The organism is Floricoccus penangensis, from assembly GCF_001832885.1.
GTDB lineage: Bacteria > Bacillota > Bacilli > Lactobacillales > Streptococcaceae > Floricoccus > Floricoccus penangensis.
This window is the reverse complement of the sequence record NZ_MKIQ01000031.1, coordinates 95109-114747: the sequence shown is the minus strand read 5'-3', so window position 1 is coordinate 114747 and position 19639 is coordinate 95109. Positions and strand designations below refer to the sequence as shown.

Below are 19639 nucleotides of genomic sequence, written 5' to 3'. Positions count from 1 at the left end.
ATCAATTGTTGTTATAATTAAACGAAATTAAATGCTAAGGAGAAATTATGGTTTCTTTACTAGAAAAAACAAGAAAAATTACTGCAATCCTGCAAGATGGGGATATTACAGGGTTGAATGCTAATGAAAATGACATTTTACCTTATAAGGAAATGACAGCCCGTATCGCTGAGGTTATTGACTGTAATGCTTGTGTTATAGATACCGATGGTAACCTATTGGGTTACGCAATGCCGTACAAAACAAATAATGATCGTGTTGAAGAATTCTTTGATACACGTAAATTCCCTAAAGACTATGTTGTTCAAACAACTCGAGTTTATGATGTGGAAGCGAATTTAGACATAAATGCTAAATTATCTATATTCCCTGATGAAGCTAAAGATGAGTTTCCTAATGGATTAACAACTATTGCCCCTATTTATGGTGGTGGTGAACGTTTGGGAACGTTTATTATCTGGAAAAATGATAGCGAATTTAACGAAGACGATTTAGTTCTTATTGAACTTGCAACTACAGTAATCGGTGTTCAACTTTCATATATTAAAATGGATAATATGGAAGATGATATCCGTAAACAAACTGCAGTAGCTATGGCTGTTAATACATTATCATATTCTGAGATTAAAGCAGTAAATGCAATCTTAGAGGAACTTGGTGGAACTGAAGGACGATTAACTGCAAGTGTAGTTGCCGATAAGATTGGGATTACTCGCTCAGTTATTGTAAATGCTCTACGCAAGCTAGAAAGTGCTGGGATTATCGAAAGCCGTTCGCTTGGTATGAAGGGTACTTATCTTAAAGTCGTAAATGATGGAATTTATGATAAATTGAAAGAACGTAATTTTTAAAAAAATCAATAATAAGTAAGAGTAAATAAATGAAAATTTTAGAGAGTGTACAGTTGCTGGAAAGTACATATTTAAATTTATTGAAAAACACACTTTAGATTCATGCTAAAAACATGGACGTTAATCGCGTTAAGATAAGAGATAAGATTTATCGCTTCATTAAATGAAATGATAGTCTTAAATTTAGGTGGTACCACGAATTTCGTCCTATGAGTAGGATGAAGACGTGGTCTTTTTTTATAAAAAATTAACGAAGGAGGACAATATGAGTAAGATTTTTGTAGGTGATTATAGTTTAGAGCAAGTTGGAAAAATAGTAACAGTTCAGGGGTGGGTTGCTAATATACGCGATCATGGTAAGTTAGCATTTATCGAATTACGTGACCGTGCTGGGATTTTACAAGTCTTTGTTGATGAATCATCAGCTGATTTTGATATGGTTCATGAATTAAAAAGAGAAAGTATTATTGAAGTTACTGGTTTATTGGTGGAAAGAGATGCTAAATTTGTTAACCATCATTTGAAATCAGGACAAGTAGAGTTAAAAGCTGAAAAGATAAAACTTATTTCTCAAAGTAAAGACTTACCTTTTGAGCTTGATGCATACTCACATACTGGTGACGAAATAAGACAAAAATATCGTTACCTTGACCTCCGTCGTGAAAAAATGACATCTAATATCATGTTAAGACATAAGGTTACGACTGCTATTAGAGAATATCTAAATTCGGAATCATTTGTTGATATTGAAACTCCATATCTAACTAAGTCAACTCCTGAAGGAGCGCGTGACTTTCTTGTTCCAAGTAGATTACAGAAGAATCAATTTTATGCACTACCTCAAAGTCCTCAAATGTTGAAACAACTTTTGATGGGTGCTGGTTTCGATAGATATTATCAAATTGTAAGATGCTTCCGTGATGAAGATTTACGTGGTGATAGACAGCCTGAATTTACGCAAGTCGACCTTGAAATGAGCTTTGTAAAACAAGAGGACATCCAAAATCTTGTTGAATCAATGCTTAAGGAAGTTGTGAAAAAATCTAAAGGTATTGAAATTGAGGATAAATTTCCTGAAATTTCATATGATGAAGCAATGACGAGGTTTGGATCGGATAAACCTGATACAAGATTTGGATTAGAATTAGTTGATTTAACTGAAATTGAAAAAGATAGTAAAATTCTTTTTATTACCAAAGCTTTAAAAGAAAAAAATGGTAGTATTCAAGCAATAAATCTACCCGAAGGATCAGGAAAGTTTTCTAATAAAGAGCTTGGAAATATTAAGCAAGCAATGATGGAATTTGGGATTACATCATTTGCCACTGCACCTGTTGAAGATGACATAATTTCAGGTGGTATGAAATCAACATTTAAGGAATCAAATGCCCAAGTTCTTCAAGCATTAGATGCTAAAGATGGAGACTTAATCTTTTTCGTCACTGGGAGAAAGGAGAAAGTTCAACAAGCTCTCGGTGCTTTAAGACTTCGTTTGGCCAAAAAATTAGATTTAATCGATCCAACTAAACTTAATTTCCTTTGGGTAACTGATTGGCCACTTCTTGAATACAATGAAGAAGAAGGACGTTACCAAGCAATGCATCATCCCTTTACTCAAGCAACTGTAGTTAGTGCTGATGAGCTAAAGGCAAGCCCTGAAACAGTTAAGTCATATGCTTATGATATTGTTTTAAATGGTTATGAAATTGGTGGTGGAAGTCTTAGAATTCATGAAAGAGACATGCAGGAAGCAATGTTCCAATTGTTAGGAATGGACGCTTCAGACTATGAACGTGATTTTGGTTTCTTCTTAGAAGCATTAGAATATGGCTTCCCTCCACATGGTGGACTTGCATTAGGTTTGGATAGATTAGTAATGCTTTTGGCTGGCGAAGAAAATATTCGTGAAGTAATGGCATTTCCAAAAAATGGAGTTGGTCGAGATTTGATGTTGGAATCTCCAAGTTCAGTAGATGAACATCAATTGAATGATCTTAATATTACCCTTAAATAAATAATTTCTGCTTTTAATATATATAAATTGAACAATAGTTCTATATATGAAGGGAAAATTTTGGTAGAATATAAGCATTGAAGTTACTTATATAGTTAATATGCTTATGTAGGTATCTTAATGAAGATATCATTTGTATCAAGTAAGTGAAATACTTTTTTCAAGAGAAGGCTTACTCTAATAATGAATATTAAATAGAAATAGGAGAAGTAATGAGTAAAATTACTGAAGAAGAAGTTCGCCATGTTGCGAATCTTTCGAAATTAGAATTTAATGATCAAGAAGTTACGGCATATGCAGAGCAACTTGGTAAAATTATTGAAATGATTGATCTGCTTAATGAGGTGGACACTGAAGGTGTTGAATTTACATCAAATGTAGCAAATAATACTAACTTTATGAGAGAAGATGTTTCGACTCCAGGTTGGAATCGTGATGAACTTATGAGAAATGTGCCTGAAAGTGAAGATGGATTTATTAAAGTTCCTGCAATTCTTGATGGTGGAGGTGATGCATAATGGCAACTATTAAAGAATTACATGATAAATTAGTAAATAAAGAAATTTCAGCATTAGAACTTACTCAAGAAACACTTGCTGGGATTAAAAGTCGTGAAGACAAGGTTGATTCATTCCTGTTAGTTACTGAAGATGAAGCTCTTGCGGCTGCCAAAGCAATCGATGAAAAGGGTATTGACGCTAGCAATCTATTAGCAGGTATTCCAATTGCGGTTAAGGATAATATTGTAACGAAAGATATTATCACAACTGCGGCAAGCAAAATGCTTTATAACTTTAACCCAATTTACAATGCATCTTCTGTAGATAAATTGCATGCAAGCGATATGATTATCGTTGGTAAGACTAATATGGATGAATTTGCTATGGGTGGTTCTACTGAAAATTCAGCATTTAAAACTACAAAAAATGCTTGGGATGAGACTAAAGTTCCTGGTGGTTCATCAGGTGGTTCAGCTACTGCGGTAGCATCTAACCAAGTGTTACTATCACTAGGTTCTGACACAGGTGGTTCAATCAGACAACCAGCTTCATTTAATGGAGTTGTAGGTATGAAACCAACTTATGGACGTATTTCACGTTTTGGTCTTATTGCTTTTGGTTCTTCGTTGGACCAAATTGGACCATTTTCTCAAAATGTTGAAGATAACGCACATTTACTTGGAGCAATCTCAGGATATGATGCAAAAGATTCAACTTCATCAAAAGTTGAGGTACCTGACTTTACAAGTAAAATTGGTAAAGATATAAAAGGACTTAAGATTGCCTTACCAAAAGAATATTTTGGACCTGGTATTGATGAAAAGGTAAAAGAACAAATTCAAGCTGCTGCTAAACATCTTGAAAGCCTAGGAGCAATTATTGATGAAGTAAGTCTTCCTCATTCAAAATACGGTGTTGCTGTTTACTATATCATTGCTTCAAGTGAAGCATCATCAAACTTACAAAGATTTGATGGAATCCGCTATGGATACCGTGCTGAAGATATTGAAAATCTTGAAGATGTATATGTTAAATCACGTAGCCAAGGTTTTGGTGAAGAAGTTAAACGTCGTATCATGCTTGGTACATTTAGCCTTTCATCTGGATATTATGATGCATACTTTAAAAAAGCAGGGCAAGTTCGTACATTAATCATGAATGATTTTGCTAAAGTTTTTGAAGATTATGATTTAATCCTTGGACCAACTGCACCAAGTGTTGCTTATGACCTTGGAACTCAATCTCATGACCCAGTTGCAATGTATTTAGCTGACCTTCTTACTATTCCAGTTAATTTGGCTGGACTTCCAGGAATTAGTATTCCTGCAGGTAGTGTAGACGGATTACCAGTTGGTATGCAATTGATTGGTAAAGCATTTGATGAAGAAACAATTTATCAAGTTGCAGCGGCATTTGAAGCAACAACTGACTTCCATAAAAATAAACCAGTAATTTTTGAATAGAAAGGACTTCTTAAATGAACTTTGAAACAGTCATTGGACTTGAGGTCCATGTCGAATTAAAAACAAATTCTAAAATATTTTCAACAGCACCTGCTCACTTTGGTGCTGATCCAAATACAAACACTAACATCGTTGACTGGGGATATCCTGGAATGCTTCCAGTTATGAACCGTGGAGTTATTGATTATGGTATAAAAGCTGCTCTTGCTCTTAACATGGACATTCACCAATCAATGCATTTTGACCGTAAAAACTATTTCTATCCTGATAATCCCAAAGCATACCAAATTTCTCAATTTGATGAGCCAATTGGATATAATGGATCAATTGAAATTGAATTAGAAGACGGTACAAAGAAAAATATTCGTATTGAACGTGCTCACTTAGAAGAAGATGCAGGTAAGAATACTCACGGAACTGATGGATATTCTTATGTTGATTTAAACCGCCAAGGAACTCCACTTATTGAGATTGTATCTGAAGCTGATATGAGAAGCCCAGAAGAAGCATATGCTTACTTAACAGCTCTTAAAGAAATTATCCAATATACTGGAATTTCTGATGTTAAGATGGAAGAAGGTTCAATGCGTGTTGATGCCAATATTTCCCTTCGCCCATATGGACAAGAAGAATTTGGTACAAAAACTGAACTTAAAAACTTGAATTCATTTAACTTTGTTCGTAAAGGTCTTGCTTATGAGGTTGATAGACAAGCTAAAGTTCTTCGTTCAGGTGGACTTATCCAACAAGAAACACGTCGTTACGATGAATCAACGGGTGAAACATTATTGATGCGTGTTAAAGAAGGATCAAGTGATTACCGGTACTTCCCAGAACCTGATCTACCACGTTTTGAAATTGAAGATGAATGGATTGAAGATGTTCGTAAATCTCTTCCATCATTCCCGAAAGAACGTCGTGCTAAATATACATCAGAACTTGGTTTATCTGATTATGATGCAACTCAAATTACAGCTAACAAAGAAGTATCTGATTTCTTTGAAAAATCAGTTGAGTTAGGTGGAGATGCAAAATTAATTTCTAACTGGTTGCAAGGTGAAGTTGCTCAGTATTTAAACTCTGAATCAAAAGAATTAGCTGAGATTGAACTTACTCCTGAAAACTTAGTAGAAATGTTGAAGTTGATTGCTGATGGAACTATCTCAAGCAAGATGGCTAAAAAAGTATTTGTACACCTAGCTAAAGAAGGTGGTAGCGCTGAAGAATATGTCAAATCTGCAGGACTTATTCAAATTTCAGATCCAGCCGTTCTTGTTCCTATTATTCAAGAAGTATTTGCTAACAATGAAAAGATTGTTAATGACTATAAAGGCGGTAATTCAAACGCTGCCAAAGCCTTTATTGGACAACTTATGAAAGCAACTAAAGGACAAGCAAATCCACAAGTTCTTCAAAGCTTATTGCAAGAAGAATTGGCTAAATTATAATATAATAAAGATAAAAGCAGACTAGTTCTGTTTTTATTTTCTGATAATATTGACTAAAAATGTAAAAAGTGTTTTACTTATTATGTGGTAAAACAAATGAAATCGGAGGTGTAAAATGAAAAATAGGATAAAAGATTATCGTAAGAGAATGAAATTTTCACAAGAAGATTTAGCACGTCTTACTCACGTAAGTCGTCAAACTATTAATGCCATTGAAAATGACAAGTATGATCCAGAGCTTGCTTTGGCTTTCAAACTAGCACGTTTCCTTGATGTAACAGTCGATGAACTTTTTGACTACCAAAATAGAAAGAAGGAAGACGATGTACTTTGGTGCTCAAAATATCACTGTGAGTTATGGGAACAACAAAGTAATACAGAATCTCTCGTTTGAGATTAAAGAGGGCTTAACTACAGCAATCATTGGTAAAAATGGATGTGGGAAATCTACATTATTAAAAGCTCTTGGACGTCTAATAAAATATGATGGTCAAGTAACTTTCAAGGATGAGGACTTACTTAAGATGTCAAATATTGATATTGCAAAAGTAATGGCGATTCTTCCACAAAGTCCAGTTGCACCCGAAAATATCACCGTTCTTGATTTGGTTAGCTTAGGACGATTTGCTCATCAATCCATGCTTGCTACGAATCTATCAAAGGAAGACTATGATATGGTTCGTCGAGTTATGATGGAAACTAATGTTTGGGATCTTAGATCAAAAAAGATTGAGGATTTAAGTGGTGGTCAAAGGCAAAGAGTTTGGATTTCAATGGTTCTTGCTCAGGATAGTGAAATAATTTTACTTGATGAGCCAACAACTTATCTTGATATTGTTCATCAGCTTGAAGTTTTAAGCTTGCTTAGAATGTTTGCAAAAAAACTCAATAAAACAGTTGTTTATGTCTTGCATGACTTAAATATGGTAGCTAGATTTGCTGATGAGATTATTGCTATGAGAGATGGGAAAATAGTAGCACAGGGCCCAGTTAAAGACGTATTTAATGAGACTGTGATAAAAGATACGTATGATATTCGTGTTCATATTGGTGCGGATTCATATGCTGAAACACCAATGATTTGGGGCGTATCAAATGGATAAAAGAAAAAAATTCTTAAGTTATATTTTTCTTTTACTAATTAGCTTACTTATCATCAGCTTACTTACTTTGACCAAGGGAATTGAAAATTATCCGTTAAAGGGAATCTTGTCTAACGAAATTGTAATGGAAATCCGTATGCCAAGGTTAATAGCAGCATATTGTGTTGCTATTCTACTTTCGGGTAGTGGGCTTTTAATGCAAAATCTAACACAGAATCCGATTGCTGAGATGTCAACATTAGGTATCTCTAGTGGATCAAGTCTTGCTATTGCCATTGCACTTGCATTAAGTATTCCAAATGATCCAATTCATTTAATTATTGTTGGTATTGTTGGAGCAACAATTGCTTTTGGACTCTTATTTTTCTTAACAGCTAAAAATAGTTTTGATCCTTTACGGGTGGTACTTGTTGGAACGTCAATTGGACTTTTTTGTACAAGCTTGGCATCTGCCATTAGTTACTATAAAAAGAATTCACAACAGTATTTTATGTGGATTGTTGGTTCGTTCTCTGGAATTAACAAAATTAAAATGTACGAATTATTGTTTGTATCAGTTGTCTTTATTATCTTAATTTTACTTTTTTCAAATCAAATCAAGTTAATTGGTTTTGGCTCTGAACTTGCAACAAGTTTAGGTGTTAATATAACTTTTGTTAGATTCTTAATTATGTTCTTAGTAGTATTAGCAAGTGCAGCTACGGTCTCGACAGTAGGAGTCATTAGTTTTGTTGGACTTATTGGCCCACATATTGCTAGATCTTTGATTGGTAATTCATCTTTTAGAAGAACCTTTGTCCTCTCAACACTTATAAGCATGGTACTTGTCACAGTTGCAGATTTCTTAGCGAGAAATCTCTTTAAGCCATATGAGTTTCCAGTCGGAAGTATACTTATGCTCCTTGGGGCACCTTTCTTCTTATATCTAGTAAATAGAGCAGGGAGGTTGAGGATATGAAAAAATCACGAACTCTTTTGCTAATTTTTACAATAATCATCTTAATTGTTTTAGATCTTTTCGGGGATAAAATACTAAGTGGTGACTTGTCAGGTTTGAGTTTTATAATTCTCAATTTTAGATTACCAAGATTATTGATAGTTTTGATTGCAGGAGTTGCTATTTCAATTAGTGGTGCTCTAGTTCAGAACATATCATTAAATCCACTTGCTGATAGTGGAATGCTAGGTTTTACTAGTGGAGCAAGTTTTGCTATCGTTCTTCTGATTTTTATATCAGAGAAATTTACAATGCCTTCTTGGACTACATATCTTTATCCAGCTTGTGCCGTAATTGGTGCATGTCTTGCTTATTTTTTATTAAGTGGACTAGCAATGGGAAAGAATTTTTCTCAATTAAGATTAATATTAAGTGGTTTAGCAATTACAGCTATCTTCCAATCACTAATCACAATTTTACAATTAACTTTAAATTCATTTGATTTTCAAAAGTTAGCAATCTGGTTAACTGGTGATGTATGGTTGACTGATTATAAATACATTATCTTTTTGACAACCTGCTTAGTTTTTGGACTTTTAGCTCTTCCGTTTTTCTTTAATCGACTTGATGGTCTTGCTCTAGGCCAGGAGCTTGCAACATCTTTAGGAATTGATGTTGAAAAAACCATCAAACAGCTATTTTTCTTAACGCTCGTTTTTACATCAATCGGTGTAGCAGCAGTTGGGGCAGTATCTTTTGTTGGATTAATATCACCACACATTGCTAGAAGCTTAACTAGCTTTAAAGCAAGAAATCGTTTGTTTTACACGGGGCTTGTTGGCGTAATTATTATGCTACTTGCTGACATTATTGCGAAAAATATCATATCACCGAGTACGCTTCCTTTAGGATTTGTTGTAGCTCTAATAGGAGCTCCGTACTTTGTGTTCCTCATAAACAGAAAGGTTTAATCTTGAAAAAATTTACTAGCTTATTATTAGCAGGAGTTGCTATCCTTGGTTTAGCAGCATGTTCAAATAATTCTTCATCGTCTAAGGATGAAAAGAAAGATACTGGGACTCATAAATTTGAAGCAAAAAATGGAACAATTGACATCCCAAATAAACTGGATAAAATTGTAATCCAAAATTACTCAGATGAAGCAGTTGCTTTAGGTCAAAATGTCGTCGGAACTGACTCTTGGAGTTTTGCAAATCCACATCTTCCTAAGGAAGCAAAAGATAAGATTAAAGACATGGGTGCTCCTATGAATGCTGAAAAGATTGCAGAAGAGAAACCTGATTTAATTGTTACTATGGATAAAGATCAAGTAGCTAATTACGAAAAAATAGCAAAGACTGTTTTAGTTGACTATAATGATAAAGCTTTGAAAGATATGGACAGTCGTCTAGAGTACTTTGCTAAAATGTTTCAAGCTGAAGATAAGAAAAAAGAATTTCTTAAAGCTTTCGATGCTACAGCAAAAAAAGAGACTGCACGTCTTACTGATAAAGGGATAGATCCTTCAAAATCGACAGTAGCAATTATTGAACTTAATGCTAATAAAATTTACAGCTATGGTGATAACTTCGCGCGTGGTGGACAAACATTAATACGTGGACTTGGTTTTGAGCAATCAAAAGAAATGAAAGAAATCACTGATGGAGATGGATGGAAGGAAGTTAATGTAGAGAGCCTTGCGAATTTAAGTGCAGACTACATCTTTATTGATTATCCAGAGACAGATAAAGCTCAATATGAAGCCTTAACAAAAAATCCAGTATGGCAAAAAATTAAAGCAGTTCAAGATAAGAAAGTAGTTCAAATTGATTACAACCAAGTTTATTATTTTGGTGGACCAATCGCTACTGAAAAATTACTACCAGTTTATGTTGATGCTATTTTAGACCAAACAAAGAAATAATCTAGAAAAATAAAAATAATGATGTATACTATAAGTGATACGTCATTTTTTTGTGGCAAAATATGGAAATGTAGGAATAAAATGGATATAAAACATCTTAGATATGTGGTTGCAATAGCCAATACAGGAACATTTAGGGAAGCTAGCGAGCAATTATTTGTAAGCCAGCCAAATCTATCAATTTCAATTAAAGACTTAGAACAAGAACTTGGATTTTTAGTTTTTGAACGTACAAATAGTGGAGCAGTACTAACACCTCAAGGGGAGCGCTTCTATGAACAAGCTCAAACAATTTTAAGAAATTTTGAATCTTTTGAATCACGATATACAAAAAACGATGAGGTAGCAAAAACATTTTCAGTTGCAAGCCAGCATTATGATTTTCTTGCCCCTGTGGGAGTTGATTTCACCAATAAAAATCCTGAAGTGAAGAATTTCCGTGTCTTTGAGAGTACAACGTTTAACATTTTACAAGAAGTGGCTGATGGACATAGTGAAGTTGGAATAGCCTATCTAAATAAATATAATCGAGCAGGTATTATGAGAATGCTTGATAAGTTAGAACTTGAAGAAATCGAGTTAATGAACTTTAAAACACATATTTATGTGAGAAATGATCATCCACTTACAAAAAAGGATAAGATTTATACTGAAGATTTAAAAAGCCTAAGTCGTGCACGTTTTACACAAGAAAGTGATCAATATTTGTATTACTCAGAAGACCTTGTTGAGACTTTTGAGGATACTCTAATCTATAATGTAACCGATCGTGCCACCTTGAACGGTATATTGGAGCGTACTGATAGCTATGCAACGGGTAGTGGATTTATCGATGGTAAAAGCGTTCATAACATTGCTGTTTTATCTATTGAAGATGGGAATGAAAATGCCTTGATTCTGTTTAAGAAAAAAAGTCATGATTTGAGTAAATTTGCTCAGTCATATAGAGCAAGTTTAGAAGACTATTTTGAAAAGAATAAATTTTAAGAGTTTCTAGATTTTTTCTGAAAAATACTGTAAAATGGACTTGTCAAATAAATCACTAAAAGGAGACACTAACAAATGGTAAAATTAGTTTTTGCACGTCATGGTTTGTCTGAGTGGAATGAAAAGAATCTTTTCACTGGTTGGGCAGATGTAGATCTAGCTGAACAAGGAACTCAAGAAGCAATCGCTGCTGGTAAACTTGTTAAGGAAGCAGGAATCGAGTTCGATGTTGCATTCACTTCAGTTCTTAAACGCGCTATCAAGACTACAAACTATATTCTTGAATATTCAGATCAACTTTGGGTACCGACTCTTAAATCTTGGCGCCTAAACGAACGTCACTATGGTGGGCTTACTGGTCTTAACAAAGCTGACGCTGCTGCTGAGTATGGTGACGAACAAGTACACATCTGGCGTCGTTCATATGATACACTACCACCAGATATGCCTCGTGATAGCGAATACTCTGCACATTCTGATCGTCGCTATGCTAAACTTGATGACTCAGTTGTACCTGATGCTGAAAACTTAAAAGTTACTCTTGAACGTGCTCTTCCATTCTGGGAAGACGAAATTGCACCTGCTCTTAAAGACGGTAAAAATGTTTTAGTTGGAGCTCATGGTAACTCAATCCGTGCTCTTGTTAAACATATCAAACATCTTTCTGATGATGAAATCATGGATGTTGAAATTCCAAACTTCCCACCGCTAGTATTTGAATTAGACGAAAACTTAAATATCGTTGATGAATACTATTTGGAAGCTAAATAATACTTAATTATTTAAATTAAATCATAGGACCTTTGTCTTATGATTTTTTTTGTTAAATAAGTCGCGTCCATTGTCAAAGATTAAGTTATAAAGTAAGATAGGTATATTAAGAATGCAAAGGAAATATGTGATGTTACCACTAGTGGAGTTCTGTCAATTTAATTTACTCAAAGGAAGTCAGATAGTTTTAGAACATTTAGAGGAAAGAAGTGATATTGACATTTTGGTTAGTGATTGTTTAAGTCAATGTAGTTTATGTGCTAAAAGCCTTTATTGTTCTTTTGAAGGAAAAATCATTTCAAGCGATGATGCAGTAGGTCTTGAACTTTTAATTAATGATGAAATTATTGAGTGGTACAAGGATTTATAAACTAATCTATACTATACACTTACTTACATTTAGACCCCATTTAAAACTTTAATATTTTTTAAAAATAGTGTAAACTTGAATAAGTATTTAAGGTGGGTATATATGTCTAAAAATGAAAAAAATAAAAATAAAAATAAAAAAGAAAAGAAGTCAGTTGGTAATTCGATAAAAGCAATTCCTATGAGGATAAATTTGCTATTTTTCCTCATTTTCACTTTGTTTATTATACTAATAGCAAGGCTTTACAATATGCAAATTGTTCATCATGACTTTTATTTGAAAAAATTAGAGGAGGCTGGATCAGTAACTAAAGTTGTTGAATCTACACCCCGTGGTCAAATATATGATGCAAAAGGAACTGTGCTTGTGAGTAATAAGGCAAAGACAGCTGTCAAATTTACAAGATCAAATAAGATTAGTGCGGATCAGATGAGAAAAGTTGCTGAAAAATTGGTAACGATTGTTCCTGGTGCACTCGAAAATGAACCATTAACAGAAAGAGATAAAAAAGATTTTTATCTAGCAGACGCTGATAACCTAAGAAAAGTACAAGAAGCGACTACTACGGATGAAAAGTATGATAAGAAGACAGGTGATAAACTGTCTGAAGGAAGTCTCTATGCGCTATATATCTCAAAAGTCACTGATGGACAAATTCAATATTCTCCTGAACAAGAAGAAGCAGCAAAGATTTTCAAACGAATGAATGCTACTTCGAATTTTAATACAACGATTGTAATTTCAGGTGATTTAAGTGATGTTCAGGTAGCGACAATTGCTGAAAATGAAAGTAAATTATCAGGTATAAGTATTGGTAATGATTGGGATCGTGACTATGGTAAAACAGCATTACGTCCATTACTTGGAACTATTTCTTCGGAACGAGCAGGGATTCCTGCGGAAGACCTTGATGAATATCTGAGCAAAGGGTATTCAAGGAATGATCGTGTTGGTACAAGTTATGTTGAAAAAGGATATGAAGAGTATTTACAAGGAACAAGAAAAATTAGTGAAGTATACTTAGATAAGAATGGTAATATTAGTGATACCAAAGTATTATCAGATGGAAAACCTGGAAAAAATGTTAAATTAACAATTGACCTTAAATTCCAAGAAGGAGTTGAGGATATACTTCAAAAACACTATCAAGAAGCTAAAAATCAAGGTATTGCAAATGTATCTGAAGGTGCTTATGCTGTTGTTTTAAATCCAGATGATGGCTCAGTTCTTGCAATGGCAGGACTTACACAAAATAAAGAAACTGGAGAAATAACAAAAGATGCACTTCAATCATTTACTGGATCATTTGTACCTGGATCTGTAGTAAAAGGGGCAACTATTACTGCTGGTTGGCAATATGGTGTAATAAATGGTAATGAAACCTTAATTGATCAACCAATACAAATTGCAGGAAGTCCTGTTAAACAATCATGGTTTACAAATGGCGGTAGTCTTCCTATAAATGCAGTTCAAGCATTAGAATATTCATCAAATACTTATATGCTTCAAATTACACTGAAGATGTTGGGGCAACCATACTATAGTAATATGGGTCTCGACCTAACTAACAAAGATAAGGTATTTGAAGAACTGAGAAAGACCTATGGTCAATACGGTATGGGTGTGTCTACTGGGTTTGATATTCCAGGTGAGTCTGAAGGGCTTGTTCCACCTGCCGATAAATCAAGCATTGGATCACTTCTTGATCTAAGTTTTGGTCAGTATGATAACTATACAACGCTTCAATTAGCACAATATGCTGCAACTGTTGCAAATGGAGGAACTCGTTATGCCCCTCATATTGTTTCAGGTATTTATGAAGGTTCTGATGGCAACGCATTAGGTAAAGAAGTTAAATCAATAGATACAAAAGAAGTAAATAAAGTTGATATTTCAAAAGATGATATGGATATCATTAAGGAAGGATTTTACCAAGTTGTTCATGGTGATTCTATGGCAACCGCAAAAGATATCTCAGCTGGTGAAAGTGTTCCGATAAGTGCCAAGACTGGTACAGCTGAAACATTTGCAACTGATGCAAATGGAAACTCTGTATCAACAACATCTAATAATATTGTGGCTTATGCTCCAAGTAATAACCCACAGATTGCTCTTGGTGTTATGATTCCAAATATTGCAAGTACTAATTCGCATATAAATCAAGAAATTGGAAAAGATATTGTAAATCTTTATAACAGTATGTATGGTTTTAAATAAACAGAAAGGGAGTGAAGGATATTATGTATTATCCAGAACCAATAGCTAAACTAATTGAGTCTTATAGTAAGCTCCCAGGGATTGGACAAAAGACAGCAACTCGTTTAGCCTTTTATACTATTGGTATGGAAGATGAGGATGTAAATTTATTTGCAAAGAACCTCTTATCAGCAAAACGCGATTTAAAGTTTTGTAGTATTTGTGGGAATTTGACAGACGAAGATCCTTGCAATATTTGTACAGATGAAAGTCGAGATAGAAGTACAATTTTCGTTGTTGAAGATAGTAAAGATGTCTTAGCGATTGAGAAAATAAGAGAGTACAATGGTTTATATCATGTACTACAAGGTACAATTTCTCCAATGAATGGAGTATCACCTGATGATATCAATGTTAAAAGTCTAATAACTCGTCTTATGGATAGTCAGGTAGAAGAAGTTATAATAGCTACTAACGCAACAAGTGAAGGTGAAGCCACAGCCATCTACCTATCACGTTTAATAAAGCCATCAGGCATAAAAGTTACTCGTTTAGCCAGAGGGTTAGCAGTAGGAAGCGATATCGAGTATGCAGACGAAGTAACCTTATTGAAAGCTGTTGAAAATAGAAAGGAAATCTAGATTTACTATTTGTAAATTGGAGGTAATGTTATGAAAGAAGTTCTAATTTTATTATATGGTGGACGAAGTGCAGAGCGTGAAGTTTCAGTTCTATCAGCTGAAAGTGTGATGCGTGCAGTTGATTATTCAAAACACACGGTAAAAACATTTTTTATTAGTCATCAAGGCGACTTTATTAAAACACAAGAATTTGATGAAAAGCCTGATGAAGATGAAAAATTAATGACTAACTCAACTGTTGAACTATCAGCTAAAATTAAACCAAGCGACATCTATGAAGAAGGCGCTGTGGTATTTCCTGTACTTCATGGGCCAATGGGTGAAGATGGATCAATTCAAGGCTTTTTAGAAATATTGAAAATGCCTTATATTGGACCAAATATTACTGCAGCTAGTGTAACTATGGATAAGATTATGACCAAACATGTTCTGGATACAGTTGGAGTTCCACAAGTTCCTTATGTTGCAGTAATTGGTCAAGAATCAATAGCTGAAAAAATTCAAGAAGTTGAAGACAATTTAGTTTTTCCTGTCTTTGTTAAACCAGCAAATATGGGATCAAGTGTTGGAATTTCTAAAATTGATTCAGTAGATCAACTTGAAGATGGACTTAGGGAAGCGTTCAAGTATGATAATCGTGTTCTAGTTGAACAAGGTGTTGATGCAAGAGAGATTGAAGTTGCAGTTCTTGGTAATTTAGATGTTAAAGCAACACTTGCTGGTGAAGTTGTTAAAGATGTAGCATTTTATGACTACAATTCAAAATATATTGATAATAAAATTACTATGGATATTCCAGCTCATGTTGATGAAAAAGTTATGAAAAACCTTCGTCATTATGCTAAGCTTGCTTATCGCACAGTTAACGGCAGTGGTTTAAGTCGTTGTGACTTCTTTGTTACTAAAGAAGGTGATTTTTACTTAAATGAAATTAATGCAATTCCAGGATTTACTCAATTTTCAATGTATCCCCTTTTATGGGAAAATATGGGACTCCCATATGCTGATTTAATTGAAGAATTAATTAATCTAGGTAAGGAAGCGTTTGAAGTACGTGAAGGACATCTAAAATGAAATTAAAATTTTATGAACTTGCTGAAGCAGTAGACGCACAAAATAATTTTGAACAATTTCCTAATATTGAACTTACCGGTATTGAGTTTGATAGTAGAAAAATAGAGGCAGGAAATATCTTCCTGCCTTTAAAAGGAGAGCGCGATGGCCATGATTACATCGATAAGGCTTTTGAGAATGGTGCAGCAGTAACACTAGCAGAAGTTGGGGTTGAAAATCATCCTTATATCTTGGTAGAAGATTGCCTTGCAGCCTTCCAAAAACTTGCAGCTTATTATGTTGAAAAAACACAAGTTGAAGTAGTCGCAGTGACGGGATCAAATGGTAAGACTACTACCAAAGATATGATTGACTCTGTTTTATCTACAACATATAAGACATATAAAACTCAAGGTAATTACAATAATGAAATTGGTTTGCCTTATACTATTTTGCATATGCCAGATGGCACTGAAAAACTTGTTCTTGAAATGGGACAGGACCATATGGGAGACATTCATCTCCTAAGTGATATTGCAAAACCAAAGATTGCGGTCATTACTTTAATTGGTGAAAGCCATATCGAATTTTTCGGTAGCCGTGAAAAGATTGCTCAAGGAAAGATGCAAATTGCTGACGGGATGTATGAGGGAATTTTAGTTGTACCGGCTGATAAGATAATTAATAAATTTTTACCGAACAATCAAAAGATAGTACGCTTTGGTCCTAATGAAGACATTTATATTGATAATTTAGTTGAACATAAGGATTATTTGGAATTTGAAGTTAATTTCTTATATACTAAACTTATTGTTCCATTACCAGGGAAATTTAATGCAACTAACGCTATGCTTGCAGCTTATGTCGGTAAGGTATTAGGAGTTAAGGAGCATGAAATTAGATCTGGTTTAGAAAATATTCAATTAACTAAGAACCGTACGGAATGGTTAGTAGCCTCTAATGGTGCAGATATCTTATCGGATGTTTATAATGCAAATCCTACTGCCATGAGATTGATACTTGAAACATTCCAAGCAATCCCTGAAAATACTGATGGAGCAAAGGCGGTTGTTCTTGCTGATATGAAGGAGCTTGGTGAAGATTCATCTAAATATCATGAGCAGATGATTACTGCTATTGATCCTGATAAAATCGATAGGTTATATCTATATGGTCAGGAAATGGAAGCTTTAGTTGAGTATGCAAAAGATATTTTTCCTAAAGGCCATTTGAAGTTTTATAGGAAAGATGATGAAGTTGATGAGATTGATGAGTTAATCAATGATGTATCTAATGATCTTGAAGCAAATGATCAGATTCTGCTTAAAGGCAGCAATAGTATGAACTTAAATAAGGTAGTAGAAAAGCTACTTTAATAAAAAAATAAGAGGAAGAGACATGTAGAGTACGCTGTTATTGCAATGAACTAATATAACAACGGAGAGAATTAATAATGAATTTACAAGAAGAAGTAAACAAGCGTCGAACATTTGCCATCATCAGTCACCCGGATGCTGGTAAGACAACAATTACAGAGCAACTTTTAATGTTTGGTGGGGCCATTCGTGAAGCTGGTACTGTTAAGGGGAAGAAGACTGGGAATTTTGCTAAGTCTGACTGGATGGATATTGAAAAGCAACGTGGAATCTCTGTAACGAGTTCAGTAATGCAGTTTGATTATGCTGGTAAAAAGGTTAATATCCTTGATACGCCAGGGCATGAGGACTTCTCGGAAGATACTTATCGTACTTTGATGGCGGTAGATGCTGCTGTCATGGTAATTGACTCTGCAAAGGGTATTGAAGCACAAACTAAAAAGTTATTTAAGGTTGTAAAAGATAGGGAAATTCCAATCTTTACCTTTATTAATAAGCTTGACCGTGATGGTCGTGAGCCACTTGATTTGCTTGAAGAGTTAGAAGAAACTTTAGGAATTCAATCAACTCCTATGAACTGGCCAATTGGTATGGGAAAAGCTTTTGAAGGTCTTTATGATATGCATAATCATCGTATTGAGATGTTCAAAGGCGATGAAAGATTTATCGAACTTTATGAAGACGGTCAAGTACCAGAAGATAGTCATTTGAGACAAAATCCTTTTTACCAACAAGCCTTGGATGATATTGAATTGATTCAAGAAGCTGGTAATCCTTTTGATGAGGAAGAAGTACTTGCTGGAGAACTTACGCCTGTATTCTTCGGTTCAGCCCTTACAAATTTTGGGGTACAAACTTTCTTGGATACCTTCCTAGAATACGCTCCAATTCCACATGCTCATAAAACAACTGAGGGTGAAGAGATTTCGCCTTATGAACCTGATTTTTCTGGTTTTGTTTTTAAAATTCAAGCTAATATGAATCCTGCTCATAGAGATAGAATAGCTTTTGTTCGTATCTCATCTGGGGAATTTCAACGTGGTATGGATGTTAAGCTTGCTCGTACTAATAAGAAAGTTAAACTTTCAAATGTAACTCAATTTATGGCAGAGAGTCGTGAAAATATTGAGTCAGCTGTAGCTGGTGATATTATTGGGGTTTATGATACTGGTACTTATCAAGTTGGAGATACTTTATTAACTGGTAAGCAAAATTTTGAATATGAGCCACTTCCAACATTTACACCTGAATTATTTATGCGTGTATCTGCGAAAAATGTTATGAAACAAAAGAGTTTCCATAAAGGTATTGAGCAACTTGTTCAAGAAGGAGCAATCCAACTTTATAAAAACTATCAAACGAATGAATATATGTTAGGTGCGGTTGGGCATCTTCAGTTTGAAGTATTCCAACATAGAATGATTAACGAATATAATGCTGAAGTTAATATGACACCTATGGGTAATAAAACTGTTCGTTGGATTAAGCCAGAACAACTTGATGAAAAAATGAGTTCAAGTAGAAATATTTTGGCGCGTGATAGATTTGATAATCCTTTGTTCTTATTTGAAAATCAATTTGCTGAAAGATGGTTTGCTGATAAATATCCAGATGTTGAATTGAGTGCAACACCACCAACAGAATAAAAAATTTAAAACATTTTGCATATGTGCAAGGTGTTTTTTTATTGTTTTAAATTATGTAAAATCAAATATCTGTTTTAAATATAAAAATATAATTATGTAAAATGCATATTTTATACATTAAATATGCAAAAATACTATTAAACAGAATTTTGACAAAAACTTATATATTAACTATGAATAATATCTATATATATACTTTCCTATATAAGAAATATACATAAGTGTAATTTAATTGTTTTGTTTATGGAATAGTTATTCAACAGTATAAGAATGGTGAAATATTATGTGAAATATTTATTTATGAAAATACTATGAAAACTTGTGAAATATATATCTAAAGGTGTGTTTTTCTGTGTTTT

General features: G+C 34.0%; 18 protein-coding genes. All 18 read left to right on the top strand.

The window, feature by feature from the left end:
* Positions 1 to 47 precede the first annotated feature (47 nt).
* The 18 genes from codY to BG262_RS09925 all read left to right on the top strand — a co-directional run bounded on the left by codY (position 48) and on the right by BG262_RS09925 (position 19280).
* Positions 48 to 851, top strand: coding sequence for a GTP-sensing pleiotropic transcriptional regulator CodY (codY, locus tag BG262_RS10010; protein ID WP_070788762.1), 804 nt, complete (start codon positions 48 to 50; stop codon positions 849 to 851).
* A gap of 265 nt (positions 852 to 1116) precedes the next feature.
* Complete coding sequence (gene aspS / locus BG262_RS10005; protein ID WP_070788761.1) at positions 1117 to 2865, top strand: aspartate--tRNA ligase; 1749 nt, start codon at positions 1117 to 1119, stop codon at positions 2863 to 2865.
* Between the two features lie 212 nt (positions 2866 to 3077).
* The gene (gene gatC, locus BG262_RS10000) at positions 3078 to 3383 is read left to right on the top strand and encodes an Asp-tRNA(Asn)/Glu-tRNA(Gln) amidotransferase subunit GatC (RefSeq protein WP_070788760.1); all 306 of its coding nucleotides are present in this window, start codon (positions 3078 to 3080) and stop codon (positions 3381 to 3383) included.
* Positions 3383 to 4828 (top strand): Asp-tRNA(Asn)/Glu-tRNA(Gln) amidotransferase subunit GatA, encoded by a 1446-nt coding sequence (gene gatA / locus BG262_RS09995; protein ID WP_070788759.1) that lies wholly within the window; start codon positions 3383 to 3385, stop codon positions 4826 to 4828. Before gatC ends, gatA begins: the two co-directional genes overlap by 1 nt.
* A gap of 14 nt (positions 4829 to 4842) precedes the next feature.
* Positions 4843 to 6276 carry an Asp-tRNA(Asn)/Glu-tRNA(Gln) amidotransferase subunit GatB gene (gene gatB / locus BG262_RS09990; protein WP_070788758.1) on the top strand — a complete coding sequence of 478 codons (1434 nt, stop codon included), beginning with the start codon at positions 4843 to 4845 and terminating at the stop codon, positions 6274 to 6276.
* A 115-nt stretch (positions 6277 to 6391) separates the two neighbouring features.
* On the top strand, positions 6392 to 6670 hold the full coding sequence (locus tag BG262_RS09985) for a helix-turn-helix transcriptional regulator (protein WP_070788757.1): 279 nt from the start codon (positions 6392 to 6394) through the stop codon (positions 6668 to 6670).
* The gene (locus BG262_RS09980) at positions 6600 to 7379 is read left to right on the top strand and encodes an ABC transporter ATP-binding protein (protein WP_070788756.1); all 780 of its coding nucleotides are present in this window, start codon (positions 6600 to 6602) and stop codon (positions 7377 to 7379) included. Before BG262_RS09985 ends, BG262_RS09980 begins: the two co-directional genes overlap by 71 nt.
* The gene (locus BG262_RS09975; RefSeq protein ID WP_070788755.1) at positions 7372 to 8337 is read left to right on the top strand and encodes a FecCD family ABC transporter permease; all 966 of its coding nucleotides are present in this window, start codon (positions 7372 to 7374) and stop codon (positions 8335 to 8337) included. The genes BG262_RS09980 and BG262_RS09975 overlap by 8 nt, the downstream gene beginning before the upstream one ends.
* A complete protein-coding gene (locus BG262_RS09970; RefSeq protein WP_070788754.1) occupies positions 8334 to 9287 on the top strand; it encodes a FecCD family ABC transporter permease in 954 nt (317 codons plus the stop codon). Before BG262_RS09975 ends, BG262_RS09970 begins: the two co-directional genes overlap by 4 nt.
* A gap of 2 nt (positions 9288 to 9289) precedes the next feature.
* Positions 9290 to 10240 (top strand): ABC transporter substrate-binding protein, encoded by a 951-nt coding sequence (locus BG262_RS09965; RefSeq protein WP_070788753.1) that lies wholly within the window; start codon positions 9290 to 9292, stop codon positions 10238 to 10240.
* A gap of 81 nt (positions 10241 to 10321) precedes the next feature.
* The gene (locus BG262_RS09960) at positions 10322 to 11227 is read left to right on the top strand and encodes a LysR family transcriptional regulator (RefSeq protein ID WP_070788752.1); all 906 of its coding nucleotides are present in this window, start codon (positions 10322 to 10324) and stop codon (positions 11225 to 11227) included.
* 75 nt (positions 11228 to 11302) lie between these two features.
* Complete coding sequence (locus tag BG262_RS09955) at positions 11303 to 11998, top strand: phosphoglycerate mutase (RefSeq protein ID WP_070788751.1); 696 nt, start codon at positions 11303 to 11305, stop codon at positions 11996 to 11998.
* 112 nt (positions 11999 to 12110) lie between these two features.
* Positions 12111 to 12368: a DUF1450 domain-containing protein gene (locus BG262_RS09950; protein ID WP_083312978.1), complete on the top strand. Its 258-nt coding sequence runs from the start codon at positions 12111 to 12113 to the stop codon at positions 12366 to 12368.
* A gap of 102 nt (positions 12369 to 12470) precedes the next feature.
* A complete protein-coding gene (locus BG262_RS09945; protein ID WP_070788749.1) occupies positions 12471 to 14585 on the top strand; it encodes a penicillin-binding transpeptidase domain-containing protein in 2115 nt (704 codons plus the stop codon).
* A gap of 23 nt (positions 14586 to 14608) precedes the next feature.
* Complete coding sequence (gene recR, locus BG262_RS09940; protein WP_070788748.1) at positions 14609 to 15205, top strand: recombination mediator RecR; 597 nt, start codon at positions 14609 to 14611, stop codon at positions 15203 to 15205.
* A gap of 30 nt (positions 15206 to 15235) precedes the next feature.
* Positions 15236 to 16279 (top strand): D-alanine--D-alanine ligase, encoded by a 1044-nt coding sequence (locus BG262_RS09935; protein ID WP_070788747.1) that lies wholly within the window; start codon positions 15236 to 15238, stop codon positions 16277 to 16279.
* On the top strand, positions 16276 to 17634 hold the full coding sequence (locus tag BG262_RS09930; RefSeq protein WP_070788746.1) for a UDP-N-acetylmuramoyl-tripeptide--D-alanyl-D-alanine ligase: 1359 nt from the start codon (positions 16276 to 16278) through the stop codon (positions 17632 to 17634). The genes BG262_RS09935 and BG262_RS09930 overlap by 4 nt, the downstream gene beginning before the upstream one ends.
* A gap of 77 nt (positions 17635 to 17711) precedes the next feature.
* Entirely contained in the window at positions 17712 to 19280 is a 1569-nt protein-coding gene (locus tag BG262_RS09925) for a peptide chain release factor 3 (protein ID WP_070788745.1), read from the top strand.
* Positions 19281 to 19639: the final 359 nt, after the last annotated feature.